Source organism: Pseudomonas sp. Lb2C2 (assembly GCF_052112205.1).
Lineage (GTDB): Bacteria > Pseudomonadota > Gammaproteobacteria > Pseudomonadales > Pseudomonadaceae > Aquipseudomonas > Aquipseudomonas kilonensis.
Genome location: NZ_JAUTYW010000010.1, coordinates 182,399 through 206,296, shown reverse-complemented (window position 1 = coordinate 206,296; position 23,898 = coordinate 182,399). Strand labels below are relative to the sequence as shown.

The following is a 23,898-nucleotide window of genomic DNA, read 5'->3' as shown; positions in this document are numbered from 1 at the left end:
CAAATGTTGGATGTTCCGACGCCTTCGCGAGCAAGCTCGCTCCCACAGGGGTATGTGTTGTTTCTAAAAGCCGTGCGGGGTGGAGCGGGCGACGATCGCCTCGACATTCAAGCCCCGAGGCAAGGCACCGTACACCCGGCCGGCCGAACCCAGGCGACTGGCGATGAAGGCATCGCTGACATCACTGTTGCCCGCCTCGAGCAACAGCTTGGCTTGCAGGCCGACGGCGATGTCTTCGGTCAATTGCCGGGCGCGGTACTGGATGTCGTCGGTGTCCTTGAACGCGGCGTGCAATTGGTGGATGTGTCCAGCCAGGCGCTTGTCGCCGTGGCCGTCGCCCAATTCGCTGAACAAGACCTCCAACACACCGGGTTCCTTGGACAAGGCGCGCAGTACATCCAGGCATTGCACGTTGCCGGAGCCTTCCCACGTCGAGTTGACCGGTGCTTCGCGGTACAGGCGCGGCAGGATGCTGTCTTCGACGTAGCCGGCACCGCCCATGCATTCGGCGGCTTCGTTGATCATCGCGGGGGCGCGCTTGCAGATCCAGTACTTGCCCACCGCCGTCACCAGCCGGGCGAACTTGGCCTCGTGCTCGTCATTCAAGTGATCCAGCGCCCGGCCCATGCGCAAGCTCAAGGCCAGCGCAGCCTCGCTTTCCAGCGCCAGGTCAGCCAGGACGTTTTGCATCAGCGGCTGTTCGCTCAACAACTTGCCACCGACCTTGCGGTGCGCGCAGTGATGACTGGCCTGGGTCAGCGCCTGGCGCATCAGGGCACTGGAGCCGACCATGCAATCGAAACGGGTCATGGCGACCATCTCGATAATCGTCGGTACGCCCCTCCCTTCTTCACCGACCATCCAGGCCAGTGCGCCACGGAACTCGACTTCGCTGGAGGCGTTGGAACAGTTGCCCAGCTTGTTCTTCAGCCGTTGGATGTAGAACTGATTGCGGGTGTCGTCGGGGCGATGGCGCGGCAGCAGGAAACAGGTCAGGCCTTTGTCGGTCTGGGCCAAAGTGAGGAAGGCGTCGCACATCGGCGCCGAACAGAACCATTTGTGGCCCACCAGTTCATAGGCCTGGCCCGGGCCGCTGGCGCCCACCGGATAGGCCTTGGTGGTGTTGGCTCGCACATCGGTGCCGCCCTGTTTTTCGGTCATCGCCATGCCCAGGGTCACCCCGGCCTTGTGGGCCATGCCGACGTTGCGCGGGTCGTACTCGGTGGCAAGCACCTTGGGCAGCCAGCGCTCGGCCAGGTCCGGCTGCAAGCGCAGCGCCGGTACGCTGGCGAAGGTCATGGTCAGCGGGCAGCCGGTGCCGGCTTCGGCCTGGCTGTGCAGATAGGTCATCGAGGCACGGGCGACATGCGCGCCGGGCTGCGGATGCGCCCAGGGCAAACTGGGCAGGCCGTGCTCGACGGCGGTGCGCATCAACTGGTGATAAGCCGGATGGAATTCCACCAGGTCGACGCGATGGCCGTAACGGTCATGGCTGGAGAACACCGGCTTGTTCTGGTTGGCCAGGAAGCCCGCTTCCATCAACGGCCCGCCGGCCAGCGCCCCATACGCATCGATCCGTGCCTGTGCCCAACCCGCCCCAAAGCGCTGCGACCACTGCTGCAGCGGCAGGTCGATGCGGTACAGGTTGGCGCCATCCAGGGACGGCGGCTGATTGGTGACGTCGTGGGTTTCAGCGAACTGGTGCAGGTTCATGACAGGGCTCCTCGATCGGCCAGGGACTCAGTTAAGCACCGCCTCCAGGCCGAACAAAGTGTCATACACGCCTAAATATCGGCGCTTTCACCCTGCCTCGGGCAAAGCACCCGGCGCTGGAGCATCGCCTGCAGCGCCTCGAATTTCACTGGTTTGTTCAGGTAATCGATCTGAGCGCCCGAGGGACAGCACTCGCGCCCCACGTTCGGGCTGACCACCAGCACCGGCAGTTCCTCGCAGCCGGACAAGGTGTGGATCTGGCAGCAGAGCGACACGCCGTCCAGCGGCGGCGACTGGCAATCGAGGAGCACCGCATCAAAGCGCTCGCCGTGCAGCAGATCCAGCGCGGCGCGGCCACTGTCGGCGGTGCGCACCCGATAACCGAGCTTGAGCAACATGCCGCGCATGACCAACTGATCGATGCTGTTGTCATCGGCCAGTAGCACCGTGCAATCCTGCGGCAGGCGCGAGCCTTGGCGGCTACCGAAGGAAAACGGCGTCGGGACCGCCGCTGGCAAGGCCACGTCAAACTCCACGTCCAACTGGAAACGGCTGCCACGACCGGGTTCGGAGGTGTGGGTCAGGCGTCCGCCCAGCAGTTCCACCAGTTGCCGACAGATAGCCAGCCCCACGCCGAGGCCGCCATATTCGCGGGTCATCGAGCCGTCGAGTTGGAAGAAGCGCTGGTACAAGGTCGCTTCCCCCAGGTCGGTAAAACCGATTCCGGTGTCGATGACGGCAAAGGACAGTACCAGCCGATCAAGCGCCGTCGACCTGCCGCTGACTCGCAGGGCCAGGCCGCCAACCCGGGTGAACTTGATGGCGTTGTCCAGCAGGCATTCCAGGCTCTGGGCCAGTTTGCCGCTGTCGCCGAGCAAGCGGTCCGCCAGGCCCGGGGCCACGTCGACCTTGAAATCCAGGCCCTTGGCCGCCGCATTGGCGCCGAACTGCACCTGCAGCGCATCGACCACCCCACGCAGGCTGAACGGTGCCGGATAGACCTTGAGTTTGCCGGCCTGCAACTCGGTCAGGGTGAGGATGCCATTGACCATGCGCATCATGTCCCGTGCCGAACCGGCGGCGGTCTGTTGATACTGGGTCAGTTCCTCGTCCATCTCGACGGTTTCCATCAGCTCAAGGGAACCGATCACGCCATTCATCGGCGTGCGCAGTTCATGGGTCAGGGTGGCGAGGAATTCATCCTTGAGCTTGTTGCCGTGGGCCAGTTGCTGGTTGAGCACTTCGAGTTTCTGCCCGGCATCCAACAGGGTCTGGGCCTGCTGTTCGCGCATGGCATTGATGCGGTCGGCCAGGGCCAGGGACAACAGCGCCACTTCGATGGCCGAGCCGATCTGGCTGGCGTACATGGTCAGGAAGACGTTCGGCAGGTAACCCAGCACCATCAAGGTATTGATGATGCCCCCCAGCAGAAACGCCGACCAGGCAATGATGAAATAACGCGCCACCCGCAGGCCACGCCACCAGGCAAACAACCCTGCGGCAAAGATCACCACCGTGAACAGCAGCGCCAACACCGTCGCCAGGCGCAGCGCCAGGGCATAACTGGTCATCAGCGACAGGCCGACCACCACGGCGCTGTAGGCGATCAGTGCCAGCAGCAAGCGGTCCAGCCAACGGCTATGCTGGGCGGTTTGCAGGAAACTGCGGGCGAACTGGCTGCCAAACAGGCCCGCGCAGCCGATGAAGAACGGTGTCGCGGCATTGGCCCACCATGGGTTGTCCGGCCAGAAGTACTCCACGGCGGCGCCGTTGACCGACAACTGATACAGGCCGAACGAGGCAATATAGAAGATGTAATAGAGGTAGCTGGTATCGCGCACGCTCAGGTAGATGAACAGGTTGTAGACCAGCATCCCCAGCAGCACGCCGTAGATGATCCCCAGCACATACAAACGCACTGGCTGTTGTTCAAGATAGGCGGTGCTCGACCACAGTGTCAGCGGCGCCTGGATCGAACCCTGGCTTTGCAGGCGCAGGTAGAGGGTCTGCTGTTGTTCGGGTTTGAAAGCCAGGCTGAACAGGTAGTTGTTCTGGCGGATCTCGCGGCTGGCGAACGGCAACGCATCACCGGTCTGGCGAACCAGGCGATAGGCCCCTGCCGCATCGGGCAAATACAAGTCGAGGTGGTCCAGCGGCGGGTACGCCAGCTCCAGCAGCCAGGTGCGCTGGGCGTCCGGGTTGCCGGGGCGATAGTGCAGATCGATTTTCAACCAGAACGCTGATCGCGAGTAACCGGCGTTCAGCGTGGCTTTGTCGTGGGGTTTGAAAGCACCGGCAGCAGCCTGGGCCTGGACCTCATCAATGGTGGCCGTGCCGTCCGCATCTTCGAACACCTGCAGGGCATGGCCCAAGGGCAGGCTTTGAGTGAATTCATCGAATTCCAGGGCACTTGCCAGAGGGGACAAGCACAGCAGCAACATCAGCAAATAGCGCATTTAAGCCCCAGAGTGGACTGTCCGGTTGAGTCAGGAAGCCCCCCATTCCCTGAGTAGACGTAAAACCGGCATTACCTGTTATGAGTTGGATCCATGTCTAGCATAGCCGCTGATGGCCAATTTGCACCATTGAAATTTTTCCTACAGAAGGCTCTAGAACGGGCGTTTCAGAGCAAAGCCTTGAGATAGAGCTGTTGCCTTGGTCAGGTCGTAATTTCGTAGGCGCCGAGTTCTATTGTGGCGAGGGGATTTATCCCCGCTGGGCTGCGAAGCAGCCCCAATAAGTGTCACCTCGGTATATCAGATAGTTTGAATGGGGGCGCTTCGCACCCCAGCGGGGATAAATCCCCTCGCCACAGATGACTTCCATCATCACAGGTACACGCCGACCAGAAGGGTTTGGTGGTAAGCTCGCGCACCATGAATATCTACAGCTCTCGCCCCGTTGTCCTCTGTCTCTCCGGCCACGACCCCAGTGGTGGCGCCGGTTTGCAGGCAGATATCGAAGCCCTGCTTGCCCAGGGTTGTCATGCCGCTCCTGCCGTTACCGCATTGACCGTGCAAGACACCGTCAACGTCAGCGACTTCCGAGTGCTCGACCGAGAGTGGGTGCTGGCGCAAGCCAATGCCGTGCTCAACGACGCCCAGGTGGCAGCGGTCAAGCTGGGGATGCTTGGCTCACTGGAAATGGTCGACACTGTGGTCGAACTGCTCCAGGCGCACCCGCACCTGCCCATGGTCTGCGACCCGGTGCTGCGCGCCGGCGGTGGCGGGCGCCTGGGCAAGGATGAGGTCGGCTACGCCATGCGCGAGCGCCTGCTGCCCCTGGCAATCATCGCCACCCCCAACCTGCCTGAAGCACGCATCCTCGCCGAACTGCCCGAGGGCAGCGCCGACGAGTGCGCGGAAAAACTGCTGCCCTTCGTCAAACACCTGTTGATCACCGGTGGTCACGGCGACGAACATGAAGTCCATAATCGCCTGTACAGCCGCGATGGCCGGCGCGAAACCTTTACCTGCCAGCGCCTGCCCGGCAGTTACCACGGTTCCGGCTGCACCCTGGCCAGCGCCCTGGCCGGCCGGCTGGCCCAGGGCGAACAGCTCGCCAGCGCCGTCAAGACGGCGCTGGATTACACCTGGCGCACCCTGCGCGATGCCGAACAACTGGGCAAAGGCCAGTTCGTGCCGCGTCGCCTGCCGCTGGATTTCTGCTCGTAGCACTGGAGGCCTGTGGAATGAAATTACGTGGCCTTTACGCCATCACCGATAGCCAATTGCTGGCCGGCAAGTTCCTCGCTTATGTCGAAGCGGCCCTGGAAGGTGGCGTCACCCTGCTGCAATACCGCGACAAAAGCAGCGACGAGGCCCGCCGCCTGCGGGAAGCCGAAGCCCTGCGCAACCTGTGCGAGCGCTACAAGACCCAGCTGATCATCAACGACGACGCCGAACTGGCCGCACGCCTGGGCGTTGGTGTGCACCTGGGCCAGACCGATGGCCCGTTGGCGCCAGTGCGGGCACTGCTCGGGCACAAGGCGATCGTCGGCGCCACCTGCCACGCCAGCCTGGCGCTGGCCGAACAAGCCGCCAGCGAAGGTGCCACTTATGTCGCGTTCGGGCGCTTCTTCAATTCCAACACCAAGCCCGGCGCACCCAGCGCAAACCTTGAACTGCTCGAACAGGCACACCTCAAACTGCATATCCCGGTGTGCGCCATCGGCGGCATCACCCTGGACAACGCCGCCCCGCTGGTGGCCCATGGGGTCGACCTGCTGGCGGTGGTCCACGGCTTGTTCGGCGCCGACAGCACCACTGAAGTGACGCGCCGCGCCCGCGCCTTCAATGAGCTGCTGCAGATCAAATAGTCCATTTTTCCGTCTTCGAGAGCCCAACCATGTCCCGTTCCGAAACCCTGTTTGCCAATGCCCAGAAACACATCCCCGGCGGCGTGAACTCGCCTGTTCGTGCGTTCAAGAGCGTTGGCGGCACCCCGCTGTTCTTCAAGCACGCCGAAGGCGCGTACGTCACCGATGAAGACGACAAGCGCTATGTGGATTACGTCGGTTCCTGGGGTCCGATGATCCTCGGCCACAGCCATCCGGACGTGCTGGATGCGGTGCGCAAGCAACTGGTACACGGCCTGTCCTACGGCGCTCCGACCGCGATGGAAACCGAGATGGCCGACCTGGTCTGCTCGATCGTGCCGTCGATGGAGATGGTGCGCATGGTCAGCTCCGGCACCGAAGCGACCATGAGCGCGATTCGCCTGGCGCGGGGTTTTACCGGCCGCGACAGCATCATCAAGTTCGAAGGCTGCTACCACGGCCATTCCGACAGCCTGCTGGTCAAGGCCGGTTCCGGCGCACTGACCCAGGGCGTGCCGAGCTCGGCCGGCGTACCGGCAGCGTTCGCCAAACACACCCTGACCCTGCCGTTCAACGACCTCGAAGCCGTCGAGAAGATGCTCGGCGAAGTCGGCCAGGAAGTGGCGTGCATCATCGTCGAGCCGGTGGCCGGCAACATGAACTGCGTACCGCCGGCGCCGGGTTTCCTCGAAGGCCTGCGCAGCCAGTGCGACCAGCACGGCGTGGTGTTGATTTTCGACGAAGTGATGACCGGTTTCCGCGTGGCCCTCGGTGGCGCCCAGGCCCATTACGGCGTCACGCCGGACCTGAGCACCTTCGGCAAGATCATCGGTGGCGGCATGCCGGTGGGCTGTTTCGGCGGCAAGCGCAAGATCATGGAATGCATCGCGCCGCTGGGCCCGGTCTACCAGGCCGGCACGCTGTCGGGCAACCCACTGGCCATGGCCGCCGGCCTGACCACCCTGCGCCTGATCAGCCGCCCGGGCTTTCACGCCGAACTGACCGACTACACCACCCGCCTGCTCGACGGCCTGCAGGTTCGTGCCGACGCGGCGGGCATCCCTTTCGTGACCACCCAGGCCGGCGGCATGTTCGGCCTGTATTTCAGTGGTGCCGATGACATCGTCACCTTCGAAGACGTGATGGCCAGCGACGCCGACCGCTTCAAGCGCTTCTTCCACCTGATGCTCGACGGCGGCGTGTACCTGGCGCCGAGCGCATTCGAAGCCGGCTTCACGTCCATCGCCCATGGCGAGACCGAGCTAAAGATCACCCTCGATGCGGCCGAACGGGCCTTTGCTGCGCTGAAGTAAGCCTGTGGATAACTGACGCCGGCTGAAGCTGGCGTCAGTGATTGCCGACAACCTACCCGCCCTTTTCCTACGTATTTATGCCCGAAGCAGCTATTGGCATTCCCTCGCAGCAAAAAAACGGGTAAAGACTTTGTAAGGATGGCCCTGCTTATTTCATAATGCGCGCTTATTGGATCCCCCGGAGGGTCCGCGCGCCCCTCAGAGGTAAGTCGATTCCCATGAACCGCACCGGCCGCACCCTTGCCTTGGGCTGCCTGTTGCTCCTTCAGCCCCTGCTGGCGAATGCACAGGCAGGCGGCAACTCGTTGTTGATCCCGGCGCTGGGCCGTTGCACGCTCAATACCCAGCCACAAGATCTCGCACCGGCACTCGACGCCTGTCAAAAAGCGGCGGACGCAGGTGATGCACAAGCGCAATACGAGTTGGGCGAGTTCTACTACGAAGGCAAGGCTGCGCCGCGCGACCTCAAGCTGGCCCTCAACTACTTCGAAAAAGCCTCTCTGCAAGGCCATGCCCAGGCGCAATTCAAGCTCGGTGGCATGTTCTTCCATGGCGAAGGCGTACCAGCCAACAACGTCCAGGCCTACATCGTCCTGAAGATGGCCGCGGTCAATGGCGCCGAAGAAGCCCTGGACACCGCCGACGAAGTCGCCGAGCAAATGCCCCGCGACGAGCTGGAAGTGGCGACCCAGGTGCTGGGCCAGATCTTTCGCAAATACCTGATGGAATTGCAGAACGCCGATGGGCGTACGCCCTTCTCGCCATTGCCCTGAATCCACTGCTGCCCCTTGTGGCGAGGGGATTTATCCCCGCTGGGCTGCGAAGCGGCCCCAAAGCAGTCAACTCAATCAATCTCTAATACCGAGGTGTCAGGTTTTAGGGCCGCTTCGCGCCCCAGCGGGGATAAATCCCCTCGCCACAAAGGACTGCGCTCAACTTATAGACAGGTTTACTTCTCAGGCATCGGCATCGGAAACGGCATCACATTGCCGACCGCACCGCGGGCTTCGCTGATTTTCGGGGTGCCCAGGCGTTCGACTTCGTCGATGCGCACGATCGAATGCATCGGCACGAAGCTGCGCACCACGCCTTCGAACTGCGCCTTGAGCTTTTCCTCGCTCGGGTCGACGACCACTTGCGTGCGCTCGCCAAAGACGAATTCTTCCACTTCCAGGAAACCCCACAGATCACTTTGATAGATCTGCTTGGCGTACATTTCGAACACCTGGCCCTGGTTGAGGAAAATCACCTTGTAGATTGGAGCTTCACGTTTGGTCATGGCTGGCGAAACACATCGGCGGGTAAAAATGAGGGCGCGAACTATAGCATAGCCACTGCTCGCACAGCGGTGGGAACCCAGGGACTTGTTCTCTATAATGCGCGGTTCTTTGAATCACGTGATGATCCCGTCCATGGCCAAGAAGCTTTACATCGAAACCCACGGTTGCCAGATGAACGAGTACGACAGCTCGCGCATGGTCGATCTGCTGGGTGAACACCAGGCCCTGGAAGTCACCGCCCGCGCTGAAGACGCGGACGTGATCCTGCTCAACACCTGCTCGATCCGCGAACGCGCCCAGGACCGGGTCTATTCCCAGCTCGGCCGCTGGCGCGAACTGAAGCTGGCCAACCCGGAGATGGTCATCGCCGTGGGCGGTTGCGTGGCCAGCCAGGAAGGCGCGGCCATTCGTGATCGCGCGCCCTACGTGGACGTGGTCTTCGGCCCGCAGACCTTGCACCGCCTGCCGGAGATGATCGACGCCGCGCGCAGCACCAAGCTGCCGCAAGTGGACGTCTCGTTCCCGGAAATCGAAAAATTCGACCACCTGCCCGAACCGCGCATCGACGGCCCAAGTGCCTACGTGTCGGTGATGGAAGGTTGCAGCAAGTACTGCACGTTCTGCGTGGTCCCTTACACCCGCGGCGAAGAAGTCAGCCGACCGTTCGACGACGTGATCGCCGAAATCATCCACCTGGCGGAACACGGCGTACGCGAAGTGACCCTGCTGGGGCAGAACGTCAACGGCTATCGTGGCCTGACCCATGACGGGCGCCTGGCGGACCTCGCCGAACTGATCCGCGTCGTGGCGGCAGTGGATGGCATCGACCGCATCCGCTACACCACGTCTCATCCGCTGGAGTTCTCCGACAGCCTGATCCAGGCCCACGCCGAAGTCCCCGAACTGGTCAAGCACCTGCACCTGCCGGTGCAATCGGGCTCCGACCGGATCCTGGCGGCCATGAAGCGCAACCACACGGCGCTGGAGTACAAATCCAAGCTGCGCAAGTTGCGCGCGGCAGTGCCGGGGATCTGCATCAGCTCGGACTTTATCGTCGGCTTCCCTGGCGAAACCGAGAAAGACTTCCAGCAGACCATGAAGCTGATCGAAGACGTGGGTTTCGATTTCTCCTATTCGTTCGTCTACAGCCAGCGCCCTGGCACGCCGGCGGCCGACCTGGCGGACGACACGCCCGAAGAACTGAAAAAAGAACGGCTCAACGCCTTGCAACATCGCCTCAACCAGCAAGGTTTCGAGATCAGCCGACAAATGGTCGGCTCCGTCCAGCGGATTCTGGTGACCGATTACTCGAAAAAGGACCCGGGCGAGTTGCAAGGGCGGACCGAAAACAACCGCATCGTCAACTTCCGCTGCGACACCCCGGCCCTGATCGGCCAGTTCGCCGACGTGCACATCGACGCCGCGCAACCGCACTCCCTGCGCGGTTCGCTGATCCAGTAGCCTGCTCAAAAACCCTATTGTCTGTGCAAGCAAGACCTGTGGGAGCAAGGCTTGCCCGCGATAGAAGCACCGCAATCTCACTGAAGACCGCGGCGCCTTGATCGCGGGCAAGCCTTGCTCCCACAGTGGGTGTGCCAAGCCCTGTGATCAGATTCGCCTGTTTAAGAGCTTTCGCACCCAGCCTACTGGCGTTATCCTTGATTTCACCTTAATTGCCCCCGGGCGGCTAAAAACGACCTTGAACGCACCCATCGAACCACATCGCTTTATTCTCGAGCCCTTTGAGGCTCGCCGCTTCGCCAATCTGTGCGGGCAATTCGACGAGCACCTGCGCTTGATCGAACAGCGCCTGGCCATCGAGATCCGCAACCGCGGAAACCAGTTCGAACTGATCGGCGAACCCAAGCACACCACCTCCGCGGAAAACCTGCTGCGCCGTCTCTACCGGGAAACCAAGGGGAGCGAGCTGTCGCCGGATACGGTCCACCTGTTCCTGCAGGAGTCGGCTGTCGAAGAACTCGACAACCCTGCCCCGTCGGAACCTGCCGTGGCCCTGCGCACGAAAAAAGGCATGATTCGCCCTCGCGGCTTGAATCAGCAGCGCTACGTGAAGGAAATCCTGGGCAACGACATCAACTTCGGCATCGGCCCGGCCGGTACCGGCAAGACCTACCTGGCCGTGGCCTGCGCCGTCGATGCGCTGGAACGTGAACAGGTGCGGCGCATCCTGCTGGTGCGACCGGCGGTCGAAGCGGGTGAAAAACTCGGCTTCCTGCCCGGCGACCTGGCCCAGAAGATCGACCCGTACCTGCGCCCGCTCTATGACGCGCTGTATGAAATGCTCGGCTTCGAATACGTCGCCAAGCTGATCGAGCGCCAGGTCATCGAGGTCGCGCCGCTGGCCTACATGCGTGGTCGGACCCTGAACAACAGCTTCATCATCCTCGACGAAAGCCAGAACACCACGGTCGAGCAGATGAAAATGTTCCTGACCCGGATCGGCTTCGGCTCCACCGCAGTCATCACCGGGGACATCACCCAGGTCGACTTGCCCAAGGGCACCAAGTCCGGGCTGAACCATGTGATCCAGGTCCTCAAGGACGTGCCGGGCATCAGCTTCACGCACTTCATGCCCAAGGACGTCGTGCGCCATCCGTTGGTGCAGCGCATTGTCGAAGCCTACGAGCGTTTCGAGAATCGCGCCGATGAAGACGCGGCCGAAAGCAAAGGCCATCGCCACAATGCTTGAACTCGACCTGCAAGTGGCCTGCGAACACGCCGCCCCCAGCGAAGCCCAGTTCCGTCAATGGTGCGAACTGGCCCTGCGCCAGCGCAGCGCCGACTCGGAGCTGACGATCCGCCTGGTGGACGAACCCGAAGGCCGTGAACTGAACCACACCTGGCGGCAGAAAGACTACGCCACCAACGTGCTGTCGTTCCCCGCCGATGTTCCCGACGAACTGCTCGACATCCCGTTGCTGGGCGACCTGGTGATCTGCGTCCCGGTGGTGGAGCGTGAAGCGGCGGAACAAGACAAGCTCCCCGAGGCCCACTGGGCCCATCTGGTGATTCACGGCTGCTTGCATCTACTGGGTTACGACCATATAGAAGATGACGAAGCCGAAGAAATGGAAGCCCTGGAACGAACGTTGCTTGCAGAGCTGGGTCATCCCGACCCCTACGCCGGCGACGAACACTGATACATCAACCTGTAACGACAAAGGATTCAGAGTAATCGCTATGAGCGAAGATCGATCGAGCAACGGGCAGAAGTCATGGCTGGGCAAGCTCACCCAGGCTTTTGCCCATGAGCCGAAGAACCGCCAGGAGCTGCTGGAGCTGCTGCGCGATGCACACCAGAACAAACTGCTGGACAGCGAAGCGCTGGCCATCGTCGAAGGCGCCATCCAGGTCGCTGACCTGCAAGTCCGGGACATCATGGTCCCGCGCTCGCAGATGGTCAGCATCAAGGCGACCCAGACCCCTCGCGAGTTTTTGCCCGCCGTGGTCGACTCCGCTCACTCGCGCTACCCGGTCGTCGGCGAGAGCCATGACGACGTCATGGGCGTGCTGCTGGCCAAGGACCTGCTGCCGCTGATCCTTCAGGAAAACGGCGACAGCTTCAACATCAAGGACCTCTTGCGCCCGGCCACCTTCGTGCCCGAGTCCAAGCGCCTGAACGTGCTGCTGCGTGAATTCCGCGCCAACCACAACCACATGGCCATCGTCATCGACGAATACGGCGGCGTGGCCGGCCTGGTCACCATCGAAGACGTGCTCGAGCAGATCGTCGGCGACATCGAGGACGAGCACGACGTCGAGGAAGACAGCTACATCAAGCCCCTGCCCAGCGGCGATTTCCTGATCAAGGCCCTGACGCCGATCGAGAACTTCAACGAATTCTTCGACAGCCAATTCTCCGACGATGAATTCGACACCGTTGGCGGCCTGGTGATGAGTGCTTTCGGGCACCTGCCCAAGCGCAACGAAACCACGGAAATCGGCTCCTGGCGCTTCCGCATCCTGAATGCCGACAGCCGTCGGATTCACTTGCTGCGCCTGTCCCCCATTGGCCGATAACCCCTGCGAGCCCCGCTAAGGACAAAAATGCGCTGGATAACCCGCCCCGGCTGGCCCGGTAACCTGCTGGCCATGGCGGCCGGCGCGATCACCACCCTGGCCCTGGCGCCGTTCGACCTCTGGCCGCTGGCATTGCTGGCGGTCGGCTTGTTCTATGCCGGGCTGCGCGAACTCTCGCCGCGCCAGGCCCTGGGCCGTGGTTGGTGTTTCGGTTTTGGCCTGTTTGGCGCCGGTACCAGCTGGATCTACGTCAGCATCCATAACTTCGGCGGCGCCTCGGTGCTGCTCGCCGGGTTGTTGATGCTGCTGTTCATCGCCGCCATCGCCTGGTTCTTCGCCCTGCCCGCCTGGCTGTGGGCGCGCTGGTTGCGCCGCAACGAGGCGCCGCTGGCCGATGCCCTGGCGTTCGCCGCGCTGTGGTTGGGCCAGGAAGCGTTTCGCGGCTGGTTCCTCACCGGTTTCCCGTGGCTGTATTCCGGCTACAGCCAACTCGACGGCCCGCTGTCCGGCCTCGCGCCGCTGGGCGGGATGTGGCTGATCTCCTTCACCCTGGCCCTGACCGCCGCGCTGCTGTACAACGCGCCCCGCTTGATCCGCACCGGACGCAAAGGCTTCATTGCGGCGGGCGTGGTGCTGTTGATCGGCCCGTGGGGGGCCGGCCTGGCACTCAAGGGCCACGCCTGGACCAGCCCTTCGGGCGACCCGCTGAGCGTCGCGGCGATCCAGGGCAACATCGAACAAAGCATGAAGTGGGACCCCGATCAGCTCAATGCGCAGTTGGCGCTGTACCGCGACATGAGCTTTGCGTCCAAGCGCGTCGACCTGCTGATCTGGCCGGAAACCGCGGTGCCGGTACTCAAGGAGTCTGCCCAGGGCTACCTGGACATGATGGGCAGCTTCGCCGCCGAGCGGCAGTCGGCGCTGATCACTGGCGTGCCGATTCGCCAACTGGTGCGCCAAGAGAAGCGTTACTACAACGGCATCACCGTGACCGGCGAAGGTGACGGTACTTACTTGAAGCAAAAACTCGTGCCGTTCGGCGAGTACGTACCGCTGCAGGACATCCTGCGCGGCCTGATCGCCTTCTTCGACCTGCCCATGTCGGACTTCGCCCGGGGTCCGGCCGACCAGCCGTTGCTGCAAGCCAAGGGTTACCAGATCGCACCGTTCATCTGCTATGAAGTGGTCTACCCGGAATTTGCCGCCAGCCTGTCAGCGCGCAGCGACCTGTTGCTGACCATCAGCAACGACACCTGGTTCGGCACCTCGATCGGCCCGCTGCAACACCTGCAAATGGCCCAGATGCGTGCCCTGGAAGCCGGCCGCTGGATGATCCGCGCCACCAACAACGGCGTGACCGGCCTGATCAACCCCTTCGGCCAGATCACCGCACAGATCCCGCAATTCGAGCGCGGCATTCTGTACGGCGAAGTGGTGCCGATGCACGACCTGACGCCGTACCTGCAATGGCGCTCGTGGCCGCTGATCATCTTGTGCGTGTTGCTGCTGGGCTGGGCGTTGATGGCGGGACGGATGGCCAGGACGGTTTAACTCGTTCCCCCCATGTGAATGAAAAACCCTGTGGCGAGGGAGCTTGCTCCCGCTGGCCTGCGCAGCAGGCCCTTTTTTTGGGGCCGCTTCGCGACCCAGCGGGAGCAAGCTCCCTCGCCACAATAGCGTTCATTTCAATTATTCAGCGATAAAACAACCAATAACCCACCAGCCCCACCGCCTCGTTCATCAGTTGCCCCGACTGCCAGATCGCCTTGAACTCCGGCATCCAGCCGCCCAGTGGCCGGGCGTTGTCCTGGCCCAGGAAGCCGACAGGCGCCGGCACCACTTCAAATCCCGAGCGCTCAAAACTCCAGACCGCCCGCGGCATGTGCCAGGCCTGGGTCACCACTACGACCCGTTTGATGCCTTCCGGCAGCAGGATCTCGGCGCTCATCTGGGCGTTTTCCCAGGTGGTGCGGCTACGCCCCTCCTGCCAACGCACAGTGACGTCGAAATCTTCCAGCATCGAGTCGGCCATCAGCTTGGCCTCGCTGGGCGGGGTGCCGTAATGCAAGCCGCCGGTTGTCAACACAGGCAAGCCTGAAGCCTTGGCCAGTCGTGCTGCATAACGCTGGCGCTCCAGGCCGACACCGGTGGGCTGGTCCGAGCCCCAGGCCGGGTCACCGCGCTCACGACCGGAACCCAGTACCACGATGGCGTCGGCACGCTGGGCCAGGGTCGCCCATTCGCTACGAAGCAGCGGCGGCTCACGTTCCAATGCCTTGGCGCTCCACTGCACCGCCACCGGCAGACTCATCAGCCAGAAACCGCCCAGGCCCACGGCGAAACACAGCCGGGCCAGACGCGGCCGTGAATGGCGCCACCACCAGGCAAGCGCCAACAGCAGCAAAAGAATGCCGGGCGGCAATAAAAGTTGTTTGATGAAATAGCGAAACGGCATCGGGCATCTCCATAGATGCCCGAAGCCTAAGTGGGTTGACGCAAAGCGACAACAGATTCGAAAGAGCCTTGAACCAAAAAAAGCGATACGCGTGAATCCGGCTTTACTTGAACTGCAGCGACCGGACCTTTACAGCATCCTTATCAGGCGTCCGGTCCTTGAGCCACACAACCTTGGCCGAACGGGGCGCATCGAGACGCTTGAGTACCTGGGCCCCACTGGTGGGGGGTTGATGTCCGGCCTGTTCAAGGTAAGCCTTGACCAGTTCGAACTCCGCGGGGCTCAAGCCTCGCAGTTCCAGCTCTGCCGGGCGTTCATCACGCAAGCGACCGGCGGTTCTTGCAGCGTCCAGGGCCACCCCGAGACGATCGATCAGTTTTTCGTACAACTCAGGTGTAGCGACTTTTCGTTGTGATTCAACCATCCCTCACCTCATTGAAGATAAGACTCACTCCCCATTGAGAAGCTTAGCTTCGCTGGGCAAACCGGCAGGGCGCCGCGACCAACGGCCCTGAACACCGGTCATCACCGATGCTCGGCAACAGTTCGGCAGCAATCAGGGTTTCCCTCGGCAGAGCGCGGTCATGTATGCTACGGCGCTTCCTGTAACTCCACTTCCAGCTTGGCTGGGCATCGAAAACGCCGCATTCGGCGTCGTCTGCGTCCAGCATGGCAACGAAGAGGATTGGGCCACCCCATTCAGTACAAAAGTAGCCATGCACGAACACTACCAGCCCCGTGAAATCGAAGCCGCCGCCCAGTCGTTCTGGGACGAGCAAAAGTCCTTTGAAGTCAGCGAACAGCCAGGCAAGGAGACTTTCTACTGCCTGTCGATGTTCCCTTACCCCAGCGGCAAGCTACACATGGGGCACGTGCGCAACTACACCATCGGCGACGTGATCTCCCGCTACCAGCGCATGCAAGGCAAGAACGTCCTGCAACCCATGGGTTGGGACGCCTTCGGCATGCCGGCGGAAAACGCCGCGATGAAGAACAACGTGGCCCCCGCCAAGTGGACCTACGAAAACATCGCCTACATGAAGACCCAGCTGCGCAGCCTGGGCCTGGCGGTGGACTGGTCCCGCGAGGTCACCACCTGCAAGCCCGACTACTACCGCTGGGAACAATGGCTGTTCACCCGCCTGTTCGAAAAAGGCGTGATCTACCGCAAGAACGGCACCGTGAACTGGGACCCGGTGGACCAGACCGTACTGGCCAACGAGCAAGTGATCGACGGTCGCGGCTGGCGCTCCGGCGCGCTGATCGAAAAGCGCGAGATCCCGATGTACTACTTCAAGATCACCGCCTACGCGGATGAACTCCTGGAGAGTCTCGACGAGTTGACCGGCTGGCCCGAGCAGGTCAAGACCATGCAGCGCAACTGGATCGGCAAGTCCCGGGGCATGGAAGTGCAGTTCCCGTACGACGTCGCCTCCATTGGCGAAGCCGGCACCCTGAAAGTCTTCACCACCCGCCCGGACACGCTGATGGGCGCCACCTATGTGGCCGTGGCCGCCGAGCACCCGCTGGCCACCCTGGCGGCACAGAACAATCCTGAGCTGCAGGCGTTTATCGCCGAATGCAAGGGCGGCAGCGTCGCCGAAGCCGATGTCGCCACTCAAGAGAAGAAAGGCCTGGCGACTTCGTTGTTCGTCGAGCACCCGCTCACCGGCGAGAAACTGCCGGTATGGGTCGCCAACTACGTGCTGATGCACTACGGCGACGGCGCTGTCATGGCGGTGCCGGCCCACGACGAGCGCGATTTCGAATTCGCCCACAAGTACAACCTGCCGGTCAAAGCCGTGGTGCGTACCAGCGCTGGCGACCAGACCCCGGAACCTTGGCAGGACGCCTATGGCGAACATGGCGAGCTGATCAACTCCGGTGAGTTCAACGGCCTGGATTTCCCTGGCGCGTTCGATGCCATCGAGGTCGCCCTGATCAAGAAGAACCTCGGTGCCTCGCGCACCCAGTTCCGCCTGCGGGACTGGGGCATCAGCCGCCAGCGCTACTGGGGCTGCCCGATCCCGATCGTGCATTGCGACACCTGCGGTGACGTACCGGTGCCGGAAGATCAACTGCCCGTGGTCCTGCCGGAAGACGTCGTACCCGATGGCGCCGGTTCGCCCCTGGCGCGCATGCCCGAGTTCTACGAGTGCAGCTGCCCGAAATGCGGCGCACCGGCCAAGCGTGAAACCGACACCATGGACACCTTCGTCGAGTCGTCCTGGTACTACGCGCGCTACGCCTCGCCGCACTACCAGGGCGGCCTGGTGGAAAAATCCGCGGCCGACCACTGGCTGCCAGTGGACCAGTACATCGGCGGCATCGAACACGCCATTCTTCACCTGCTCTATGCGCGCTTCTTCCACAAGCTGATGCGTGACGAAGGCCTGGTGAGCTCCAACGAGCCGTTCAAGAACCTGCTGACCCAAGGCATGGTGATCGCCGAGACTTACTATCGTCGCGAAGCCAACGGTGCCTACACCTGGTTCAACCCGAGCGACGTCGAACTCGAACGCGACAGCAAGGCCAAGGTCATCAGCGCCAAGCTGATCGCCGACGGCCTGCCGGTGGAAATCGGCGGCACCGAGAAAATGGCCAAGTCGAAGAACAACGGCGTCGACCCACAGTCGATGATCGACCAGTTCGGCGCAGACACCTGCCGCCTGTTCATGATGTTCGCCTCGCCACCTGACATGAGCGCCGAGTGGTCCGATTCGGGCGTCGAAGGCTCGCACCGTTTCCTCAAGCGCGTCTGGCGCCTGGCGCAAGCCCACGTCAGCCAGGGCCTGCCAGGCAAACTGAGCGTCGCCAGCCTGAACGACGAGCAGAAAGCCATTCGTCGCTCGATCCACCTGGCCATCAAGCAGGCCAGCCATGACGTCGGCCAGAACCACAAATTCAATACCGCCATCGCCCAGGTGATGACGCTGATGAACGTGCTGGAAAAAGCCGCGCAAGGTACAGAACAGGATCGCGCACTGGTTCACGAAGGCCTGGAAGCCGTGACGCTGTTGCTGGCGCCAATCACGCCGCACATCAGCCACGAACTGTGGAAGCAATTGGGTCACGCCGACCCGGTGATTGACGCTCGCTGGCCGGTGGTGGACGAAACCGCGCTGGTGCAGGACAGCCTGACCCTGGTCATCCAGGTCAACGGCAAGCTGCGCGGCCAGATCGAAATGCCGGCCGCCGCCACGCGCGAAGAAGTCGAAGCCGCTGCGCGGGCCAACGAAAACGTGCTGCGCTTCGTCGATGGCCTGACGATTCGCAAAGTGATCGTCGTGCCCGGCAAGCTGGTCAACATCGTCGCAAGCTAATTGGATCGGGCGCAAGGCTTGAGCCTGGCGCCGAATACAACCTGCGGGGTCGCATGGTCGACCCCCATAGGGTTCAAGGGGAGCAACAAGATGATCAAACGTAATCTGCTGGTAGTGGGCCTGGCGATCCTGTTGAGCGCCTGCGGCTTCCAACTGCGCGGCACCGGCACCACCGAACTGGCCATCACGGAGCTGGACCTCAGCGCACGGGACGCCTATGGCGACACCGTGAAACTGCTGCGCGACACCCTGGAAAACAGCGGTGTGAAAGTCTACAGCGGAGCCCCGTACAAGCTGGTATTGACCCGTGAACAGCAAAGCCAGCGCAGCTTGAGCTATGCCGGCGCCGGTCGTTCCGCCGAGTACGAACTCAACAACGTACTGAGCTATGAGATCCGTGGCCAGAACAACCTGGTACTGCTGGACGACAAGCTGCAGGTGCAGAAGGTCTACCTGCACGATGGCAACAACATCACCGGCTCCGACCAGGAGTCGAGCGAAGTGAGCGACGAAATGCGTCGTGACCTCGTACAGCGCATGATGCTGCGCCTGCAACAGTTGAGCCCGGCCCAACTGGACCAGCTGCAACAGACCGCCGACGCCAAGGCCAAAGCCGAAGCCGAAGCGCTGGAAGCGGCACGCAAGGCTGAAGCGGAAACTCCGCAGCAGTCGCCGATGCAGATCCCGGCTGAATAAGCCTTGCGGGGCGCTTCGGCGCCCCGCACGCCCTCTCCTATGAAACTGGCCCCCGCTCAACTCGGCAAACACCTGCAAGGCGCTCTCGCGCCGGTCTACATCATCAGTGGCGATGACCCGCTGTTGTGCCAGGAAGCCGCCGACGCCATCCGCTCTGCTGCACGCCAGCAGGGCTTCGACGAACGCCAGGTATTCGCCGCCGACGCCAGTTTCGACTGGGGCACGCTGCTGCAGGCCGGGGCGAGCATGTCGTTGTTCGCCGAAAAACGCCTGCTGGAGCTGCGCTTGCCGTCGGGCAAACCCGGTGACAAGGGCGCCGCTGCGCTGATCGAATATTGCTCACGGCCCGCCGAGGACACCGTGCTGCTCATCAGCTTGCCGAAACTCGATGGCAGTGCGCAAAAGACCAAATGGGGCAAGGCCCTGGTCGAAGGCCCGCAGACCCAGTTCGTGCAGATCTGGCCGGTGGATGTCAGCCAGTTGCCCAGCTGGATCCGCCAGCGCCTGTCCCAGGCCGGTCTCTCGGCCAGCCAGGACGCCGTGGAGCTGATTGCCGCCCGGGTCGAAGGCAACCTGTTGGCCGCCGCCCAGGAAATCGAAAAGCTCAAACTAATGGCCGAAGGCGGGCAGATCACCGTGGAAACGGTGCAGGCTGCCGTGGCCGACAGCGCGCGCTTCGATGTCTTCGGGCTGACCGATGCGATCCTCAACGGTGAGGCCGCCCACGCCCTGCGCATGCTCGAAGGCCTGCGGGGCGAAGGCGTCGAGCCGCCGGTGATCCTCTGGGCCCTGGCCCGGGAATTGCGCCTGCTGGCCAACCTGTCCCTGCAATACAGCCAGGGCGTACCGCTGGACAAAGCCTTCAGCCAGGCCCGTCCACCCGTCTGGGACAAGCGCAAACCGCTGATGAGCAAGGCCCTGCAACGCTATTCCGCATCGCGCTGGGCGCAATTGCTACTCGAGGCCCAGCGCATCGATGCGCAGATCAAGGGCCAGGCCGCTGGCTCGCCGTGGATGAGCCTCAGTCGCTTGTCGCTGTTGATGGCTGGGCAGCGGTTGACGTTGCCTGCCGAATAAGCAATTTCTTCCGCCCGCAGAGCTTTTTGTGGCGAGGGAGCTTGCTCCCGCTGGGGCGCGTAGCGGCCCTGTTTTTTGGGGGGCTGCTGCGCAGCCCAGCGGGAGCAAGCTCCCTCGCCACAAAAGCGCTTCACCTCAGATGACATTTCCTACGCAATGCAGGGACTGGACAACGCCCCAACGCTGTCCCATGATTTGCCTCGCAAAACCCACCCTACGAGAGTACCCATCATGAGCAAAAAGCCATCCAAGCATGGCCCCAACAAGGCCAAGTCCATCGTCGCCCAGCCCCTGTTCCGCAGCCGCCAGGAACGACCCGCCAAGGGCAAAGGCAGCTACCGCCGCGAAGCCTTCCAGTCTGACAACTGGGAGGCTTCTTGCTTTCTGGCCGCTTGAAACACCCGGACAAGCCCTACGCCCCTTTCGCATGTTAAGGTCAGCACCTGATTTGTATTTCTGGACCCGTGCATGCCCTTCTGTCTTTCCCATCGTTGGCCACTGCGCCAAATGATTGTTGCCGCAAGCGTTGTCCTGCTTGTCGCCTGCGCCGAAAAACCTACTGCCGCCGACGCCCAACCGCTCCAGACAGCCCCCGTCGTGACCGCGCCGGCCATCGTGCCGCCCTTGGTGCCGACCGGTGACGACCTGGCCATTGCGCCCACCCAGACCTTCGCGCAATGGCAGGCCGGGTTTCGCAAGGAGGCACTGGCCGCCGGGATCCGTGACGACCTGTTCGACCGTGCGTTCATCGGCGTCAGCCCGGACATGAGCGTGATCAAGGCCGATCGCAGCCAGCCGGAATTCACCCGTCCCGTGTGGGAATACCTCGATGGCGCGCTGTCGCCACTGCGGGTCAACAAAGGCAAGAGCCTGATCCAGCAGAACGCCCAGGTCCTGCAAAGTATCGAACAGCGTTATGGCGTCGATCGCGAGGCGCTGGTGGCGGTGTGGGGCATGGAGAGCAACTTCGGCCAGTTCCAGGGCAGCAAGTCGGTGATCAACTCCCTGGCGACCCTGGCCTACGAAGGACGGCGCCCGGGTTTTGCCCATGCGCAACTGATCGCCGCGCTGCAGATCCTGCAACAGGGCGATATCACACCGGAAAAAATGCTCGGTTCCTGGGCCGGCGCCATGGGCCAGACCCAGTTCATTCCAACCACGTACAACACCCATGCGGTGGATTTCGACGGCGACGGCCGCCGCGACATCTGGGGCAGCGCCACCGACGCCCTGGCCTCGACCGCGCACTACCTGCAAAGCTCCGGCTGGCAACGCGGCCAGCCGTGGGGGGTCGAGGTCTCGCTCAACCAGGGCTTCGACTACACGCTGGCCGATGGCACGATCCGCAAGCCCGTCTCCGAATGGATGCGGCTGGGTGTTTCAGAATATGGCGGCTTGCCGATCGCCGCCGATGACAAGCAGCTATCGGCGTCCCTGCTCCTGCCGGCCGGCCATCGCGGCCCGGCGTTCCTGATCTTCGATAACTTCCGCGCCATCCTCAAGTACAACAACTCGTCGTCCTATGCCTTGGCGGTCGGGCTGCTGTCCAAGCGCTTTACCGGTGCCGGGCTGGTCTACAGCCAGTGGCCAAAAGAGGACCTGCCCCTGAGCCGCAGCGAACGCATCGAACTGCAGACCCTGCTGGGCAAACACAACTACGACGCGGGCAACCCCGATGGCATCATCGGCGCCAACACCCGCAAAGCCATCCGCAGTGCCCAGCAGTCATTCGGCTGGCCGGCGGATGGGTATCCGACGCAGCAGTTGCTGGAGGCGTTGCGTAGCCGCTGAGTCAGCCGTATGGCGGCTACCGCTATCGCGAGCGAGCTCGCTCCCACAGGTATCCCCGATCAACCTGTGGGAGCGAGCTCGCTCGCGATGACTGAGTGACAGACGCTACATGACTAGCGGCTGACCACCACATCCTGCTCCAGCACCAACCTCTTCTCCCCCGCATCCAGCGTCACCAATGCGCCCATGGGCAAGGTCAGGTTCGGATCGCAGTGCCCGCTGCGCCAGCCGGACAACACCGGGATGCGCAATGGTTCGAAGGTCTGCTTGAGCAATCGGTTCAACGCCTCGACGTCGACCCCGGCCACATCTCCCACCAACACGCCCCGTAGCTGGTGCAACGTGCCGGCCAACCGTAGCTGCGTCAGCAGTCGGTCGATGCGGTACAGCGGCTCGTTGATGTCTTCGATGAACAGGATCACCCCTTCGGCATCGATCTGATAAGGCGTGCCCATGGTCGCGGCAATCATCGACAGGTTGCCGCCCAGCAGACGTCCGTGGGCGATGCCCGGCTCGACGGTGGTCAATGGGTAGGCGGCGGGGTGGTTCAGCGCGCTGCCAGCCTTCATCTGTCCACGCAGCAGGCTGAAAAACGAGGTGACGGTTGGGGGTTCCTTGTCGCCCAGCAGATCGGCGTTGAGCAGCGGGCCGTGGAAGGTCACGAAGCCGGCGTAACGGCTGATGGCCAGGTGCAGGGCGGTGATGTCGCTGTAGCCTACGAATGGTTTGGGGTTGCGCTTTAAGAGCTCGAAATCGATACGATCGAGTAGACGCGGGGTGCCGTAGCCGCCGCGTAGGCAGATGATGGCTTTGACTTCTGGGTCGGCGAAGGCGGCGTGCAGGTCGTTGAGCCTTGTCTCGTCGCTGCCGGCCAGGTAGTTGTCCTTTTCGTAGACGCCGGGGAATATTCGCAGCTCATGGCCCCTTGCGCGCATCCATTGGATGGCTTTTTCCGTGTCCAGGGGGGCGGGGCCGGCGGGGGCGATTACTCCGATCAGGCCTTCTTTTGGGAGTGCTGGGACGGGGTGGTGTGGGGTTAGGGCCATGGGGTTCCCGGTTTGTTCGGCGTGCTTTGTGTATATATCCGTTTTTTTTGTAACGGCGGCTGGCGGTTCCGCTCTTACAGCGGGTCACTTTTGGAAGAGCACAAAAGTAACCAAAACGCTCTTGCCCCACCACTCGGCACCTCGCCTAGGCTCGGTGTGCCCTCACTCCGGCATTGCTCCGTGGGCCCGCCGCGAAGGGCCATCCATGGCCCAGCGCGGCTATCCCGGCATCCATGCCGGGATGCCCACTGCGCAATGCCTGCGTTCGGCCAGCGTGGTTTAACGGGGCGCCCAAGATCAAAAGCCAAAGCAAAGCAAAGCAAAGCAAAGCCAAAGCGCGGCACATCCAGCATTTATGTAGCTGCACCACCGCTATCGCGAGCAAGCTCGCTCCCACATTGGATCTTCAGCAGCCACAAAACTCATGTACACCGCAGAACCTTGTGGGAGCGAGCTTGCTCGCGATGAGGTCGGCACACATTACCGCAAACTGACACACCGCTTTCGCGAGCAAGCCCGCTCCCACAGGAGAAACGCGGTCTCACCAAGAACCAGGTCGGCTCTAAGGCCGCCTCGCTTTGGCTTTTGATCTGGGGCGCCCCGTTAACCACGATGGCTGAACGAAGGTATTGCGCAGTGGGCAACCCGGCATGGATGCCGGGTTAGCCGCGCTGGGCCATGGATGGCCCTTCGCGGCGGCCCACGGAGCGATGCCTTCGTTCAGGCATGCCGAGCCTAGGCGAGGCACCGAGTGGTGGGGCAAAAGCGTTTTGGTTACTTTTGACTGGGCCGGCTTCCGGGCTCTTCAAAAGTGACCCGCCGTAAGGGCGGAACCATAAGCCGCC

At 62.5% G+C, this 23,898-nt stretch carries 20 protein-coding genes; 14 read left to right on the top strand and 6 right to left on the bottom strand.

Annotated elements, in window-relative coordinates:
- Positions 1 to 63: 63 nt before the first annotated feature.
- Positions 64 to 1,713, bottom strand: a complete 1,650-nt coding sequence (locus Q7F16_RS26980) for an acyl-CoA dehydrogenase family protein (RefSeq protein ID WP_409557237.1) — start codon at positions 1,711 to 1,713, stop codon at positions 64 to 66.
- A 71-nt stretch (positions 1,714 to 1,784) separates the two neighbouring features.
- Entirely contained in the window at positions 1,785 to 4,169 is a 2,385-nt protein-coding gene (locus tag Q7F16_RS26975; protein WP_409557236.1) for a hybrid sensor histidine kinase/response regulator, read from the bottom strand.
- Between the two features lie 420 nt (positions 4,170 to 4,589).
- Between Q7F16_RS26975 and Q7F16_RS26970 the strand changes: the two genes are divergently transcribed.
- The 4 genes from Q7F16_RS26970 to Q7F16_RS26955 all read left to right on the top strand — a co-directional run bounded on the left by Q7F16_RS26970 (position 4,590) and on the right by Q7F16_RS26955 (position 8,117).
- Positions 4,590 to 5,387, top strand: coding sequence for a hydroxymethylpyrimidine/phosphomethylpyrimidine kinase (locus Q7F16_RS26970; RefSeq protein WP_024616125.1), 798 nt, complete (start codon positions 4,590 to 4,592; stop codon positions 5,385 to 5,387).
- 17 nt (positions 5,388 to 5,404) lie between these two features.
- On the top strand, positions 5,405 to 6,031 hold the full coding sequence (gene thiE, locus Q7F16_RS26965) for a thiamine phosphate synthase (RefSeq protein WP_014340357.1): 627 nt from the start codon (positions 5,405 to 5,407) through the stop codon (positions 6,029 to 6,031).
- 29 nt (positions 6,032 to 6,060) lie between these two features.
- Positions 6,061 to 7,344, top strand: a complete 1,284-nt coding sequence (hemL, locus tag Q7F16_RS26960; protein ID WP_046065209.1) for a glutamate-1-semialdehyde 2,1-aminomutase — start codon at positions 6,061 to 6,063, stop codon at positions 7,342 to 7,344.
- Between the two features lie 218 nt (positions 7,345 to 7,562).
- The gene (locus tag Q7F16_RS26955) at positions 7,563 to 8,117 is read left to right on the top strand and encodes a tetratricopeptide repeat protein (protein ID WP_014340359.1); all 555 of its coding nucleotides are present in this window, start codon (positions 7,563 to 7,565) and stop codon (positions 8,115 to 8,117) included.
- A 176-nt stretch (positions 8,118 to 8,293) separates the two neighbouring features.
- Here the strand turns inward: Q7F16_RS26955 and Q7F16_RS26950 are convergent, their stop codons facing one another.
- Positions 8,294 to 8,623: a DUF1820 family protein gene (locus Q7F16_RS26950; RefSeq protein WP_003185742.1), complete on the bottom strand. Its 330-nt coding sequence runs from the start codon at positions 8,621 to 8,623 to the stop codon at positions 8,294 to 8,296.
- Between the two features lie 133 nt (positions 8,624 to 8,756).
- On the opposite strand from Q7F16_RS26950, the gene miaB reads away from it, so the two are divergent.
- The 5 genes from miaB to lnt all read left to right on the top strand — a co-directional run bounded on the left by miaB (position 8,757) and on the right by lnt (position 14,216).
- A complete protein-coding gene (gene miaB, locus Q7F16_RS26945) occupies positions 8,757 to 10,085 on the top strand; it encodes a tRNA (N6-isopentenyl adenosine(37)-C2)-methylthiotransferase MiaB (protein WP_003205865.1) in 1,329 nt (442 codons plus the stop codon).
- A gap of 238 nt (positions 10,086 to 10,323) precedes the next feature.
- Positions 10,324 to 11,334, top strand: a complete 1,011-nt coding sequence (locus Q7F16_RS26940; protein WP_079302723.1) for a PhoH family protein — start codon at positions 10,324 to 10,326, stop codon at positions 11,332 to 11,334.
- A complete protein-coding gene (gene ybeY / locus Q7F16_RS26935; protein ID WP_046065210.1) occupies positions 11,327 to 11,785 on the top strand; it encodes an rRNA maturation RNase YbeY in 459 nt (152 codons plus the stop codon). The genes Q7F16_RS26940 and ybeY overlap by 8 nt, the downstream gene beginning before the upstream one ends.
- Positions 11,786 to 11,825: 40 nt before the next feature.
- Positions 11,826 to 12,665 (top strand): HlyC/CorC family transporter, encoded by an 840-nt coding sequence (locus Q7F16_RS26930; RefSeq protein ID WP_003205870.1) that lies wholly within the window; start codon positions 11,826 to 11,828, stop codon positions 12,663 to 12,665.
- A gap of 27 nt (positions 12,666 to 12,692) precedes the next feature.
- Positions 12,693 to 14,216, top strand: coding sequence for an apolipoprotein N-acyltransferase (gene lnt, locus Q7F16_RS26925; RefSeq protein ID WP_409557235.1), 1,524 nt, complete (start codon positions 12,693 to 12,695; stop codon positions 14,214 to 14,216).
- A 142-nt stretch (positions 14,217 to 14,358) separates the two neighbouring features.
- Here lnt and Q7F16_RS26920 read toward each other — a convergent pair whose 3' ends face one another.
- Both Q7F16_RS26920 and Q7F16_RS26915 read right to left on the bottom strand, forming a co-directional pair.
- A complete protein-coding gene (locus Q7F16_RS26920; protein ID WP_409557234.1) occupies positions 14,359 to 15,120 on the bottom strand; it encodes a YdcF family protein in 762 nt (253 codons plus the stop codon).
- Positions 15,121 to 15,223: 103 nt separating this feature from the next.
- Positions 15,224 to 15,544 carry a hypothetical protein gene (locus tag Q7F16_RS26915; protein ID WP_014340365.1) on the bottom strand — a complete coding sequence of 107 codons (321 nt, stop codon included), beginning with the start codon at positions 15,542 to 15,544 and terminating at the stop codon, positions 15,224 to 15,226.
- A gap of 292 nt (positions 15,545 to 15,836) precedes the next feature.
- Here Q7F16_RS26915 and leuS point away from each other — a divergent pair, with 292 nt between their 5' ends.
- The 5 genes from leuS to Q7F16_RS26890 all read left to right on the top strand — a co-directional run bounded on the left by leuS (position 15,837) and on the right by Q7F16_RS26890 (position 22,007).
- Positions 15,837 to 18,443, top strand: a complete 2,607-nt coding sequence (gene leuS / locus Q7F16_RS26910) for a leucine--tRNA ligase (RefSeq protein ID WP_079302727.1) — start codon at positions 15,837 to 15,839, stop codon at positions 18,441 to 18,443.
- A 90-nt stretch (positions 18,444 to 18,533) separates the two neighbouring features.
- Complete coding sequence (locus Q7F16_RS26905) at positions 18,534 to 19,139, top strand: LPS-assembly lipoprotein LptE (protein ID WP_409557233.1); 606 nt, start codon at positions 18,534 to 18,536, stop codon at positions 19,137 to 19,139.
- Between the two features lie 39 nt (positions 19,140 to 19,178).
- Complete coding sequence (gene holA / locus Q7F16_RS26900; protein ID WP_003205880.1) at positions 19,179 to 20,216, top strand: DNA polymerase III subunit delta; 1,038 nt, start codon at positions 19,179 to 19,181, stop codon at positions 20,214 to 20,216.
- 231 nt (positions 20,217 to 20,447) lie between these two features.
- A complete protein-coding gene (gene arfA, locus Q7F16_RS26895; protein ID WP_003205882.1) occupies positions 20,448 to 20,612 on the top strand; it encodes an alternative ribosome rescue factor ArfA in 165 nt (54 codons plus the stop codon).
- A 72-nt stretch (positions 20,613 to 20,684) separates the two neighbouring features.
- Positions 20,685 to 22,007 carry a lytic murein transglycosylase gene (locus tag Q7F16_RS26890; protein WP_014340369.1) on the top strand — a complete coding sequence of 441 codons (1,323 nt, stop codon included), beginning with the start codon at positions 20,685 to 20,687 and terminating at the stop codon, positions 22,005 to 22,007.
- Positions 22,008 to 22,120: 113 nt separating this feature from the next.
- On the opposite strand, the gene Q7F16_RS26885 is transcribed toward Q7F16_RS26890, so the two are convergent.
- On the bottom strand, positions 22,121 to 23,053 hold the full coding sequence (locus Q7F16_RS26885) for a S66 peptidase family protein (protein WP_409557462.1): 933 nt from the start codon (positions 23,051 to 23,053) through the stop codon (positions 22,121 to 22,123).
- Between the last annotated feature and the right edge of the window lie 845 nt (positions 23,054 to 23,898).

Coding starts and splice junctions, on each gene's coding strand:
- Q7F16_RS26980 (WP_409557237.1), bottom strand. CDS start 1,713: ATGAACCTGCACCAGTTCGCTGAAACCCACGACGTCACCAATCAGCCG.
- Q7F16_RS26975 (WP_409557236.1), bottom strand. CDS start 4,169: ATGCGCTATTTGCTGATGTTGCTGCTGTGCTTGTCCCCTCTGGCAAGT.
- Q7F16_RS26970 (WP_024616125.1), top strand. CDS start 4,590: ATGAATATCTACAGCTCTCGCCCCGTTGTCCTCTGTCTCTCCGGCCAC.
- thiE (WP_014340357.1), top strand. CDS start 5,405: ATGAAATTACGTGGCCTTTACGCCATCACCGATAGCCAATTGCTGGCC.
- hemL (WP_046065209.1), top strand. CDS start 6,061: ATGTCCCGTTCCGAAACCCTGTTTGCCAATGCCCAGAAACACATCCCC.
- Q7F16_RS26955 (WP_014340359.1), top strand. CDS start 7,563: ATGAACCGCACCGGCCGCACCCTTGCCTTGGGCTGCCTGTTGCTCCTT.
- Q7F16_RS26950 (WP_003185742.1), bottom strand. CDS start 8,623: ATGACCAAACGTGAAGCTCCAATCTACAAGGTGATTTTCCTCAACCAG.
- miaB (WP_003205865.1), top strand. CDS start 8,757: ATGGCCAAGAAGCTTTACATCGAAACCCACGGTTGCCAGATGAACGAG.
- ybeY (WP_046065210.1), top strand. CDS start 11,327: ATGCTTGAACTCGACCTGCAAGTGGCCTGCGAACACGCCGCCCCCAGC.
- Q7F16_RS26930 (WP_003205870.1), top strand. CDS start 11,826: ATGAGCGAAGATCGATCGAGCAACGGGCAGAAGTCATGGCTGGGCAAG.
- lnt (WP_409557235.1), top strand. CDS start 12,693: ATGCGCTGGATAACCCGCCCCGGCTGGCCCGGTAACCTGCTGGCCATG.
- Q7F16_RS26920 (WP_409557234.1), bottom strand. CDS start 15,120: ATGCCGTTTCGCTATTTCATCAAACAACTTTTATTGCCGCCCGGCATT.
- Q7F16_RS26915 (WP_014340365.1), bottom strand. CDS start 15,544: ATGGTTGAATCACAACGAAAAGTCGCTACACCTGAGTTGTACGAAAAA.
- leuS (WP_079302727.1), top strand. CDS start 15,837: ATGCACGAACACTACCAGCCCCGTGAAATCGAAGCCGCCGCCCAGTCG.
- Q7F16_RS26905 (WP_409557233.1), top strand. CDS start 18,534: ATGATCAAACGTAATCTGCTGGTAGTGGGCCTGGCGATCCTGTTGAGC.
- holA (WP_003205880.1), top strand. CDS start 19,179: ATGAAACTGGCCCCCGCTCAACTCGGCAAACACCTGCAAGGCGCTCTC.
- arfA (WP_003205882.1), top strand. CDS start 20,448: ATGAGCAAAAAGCCATCCAAGCATGGCCCCAACAAGGCCAAGTCCATC.
- Q7F16_RS26890 (WP_014340369.1), top strand. CDS start 20,685: ATGCCCTTCTGTCTTTCCCATCGTTGGCCACTGCGCCAAATGATTGTT.
- Q7F16_RS26885 (WP_409557462.1), bottom strand. CDS start 23,053: ATGGCCCTAACCCCACACCACCCCGTCCCAGCACTCCCAAAAGAAGGC.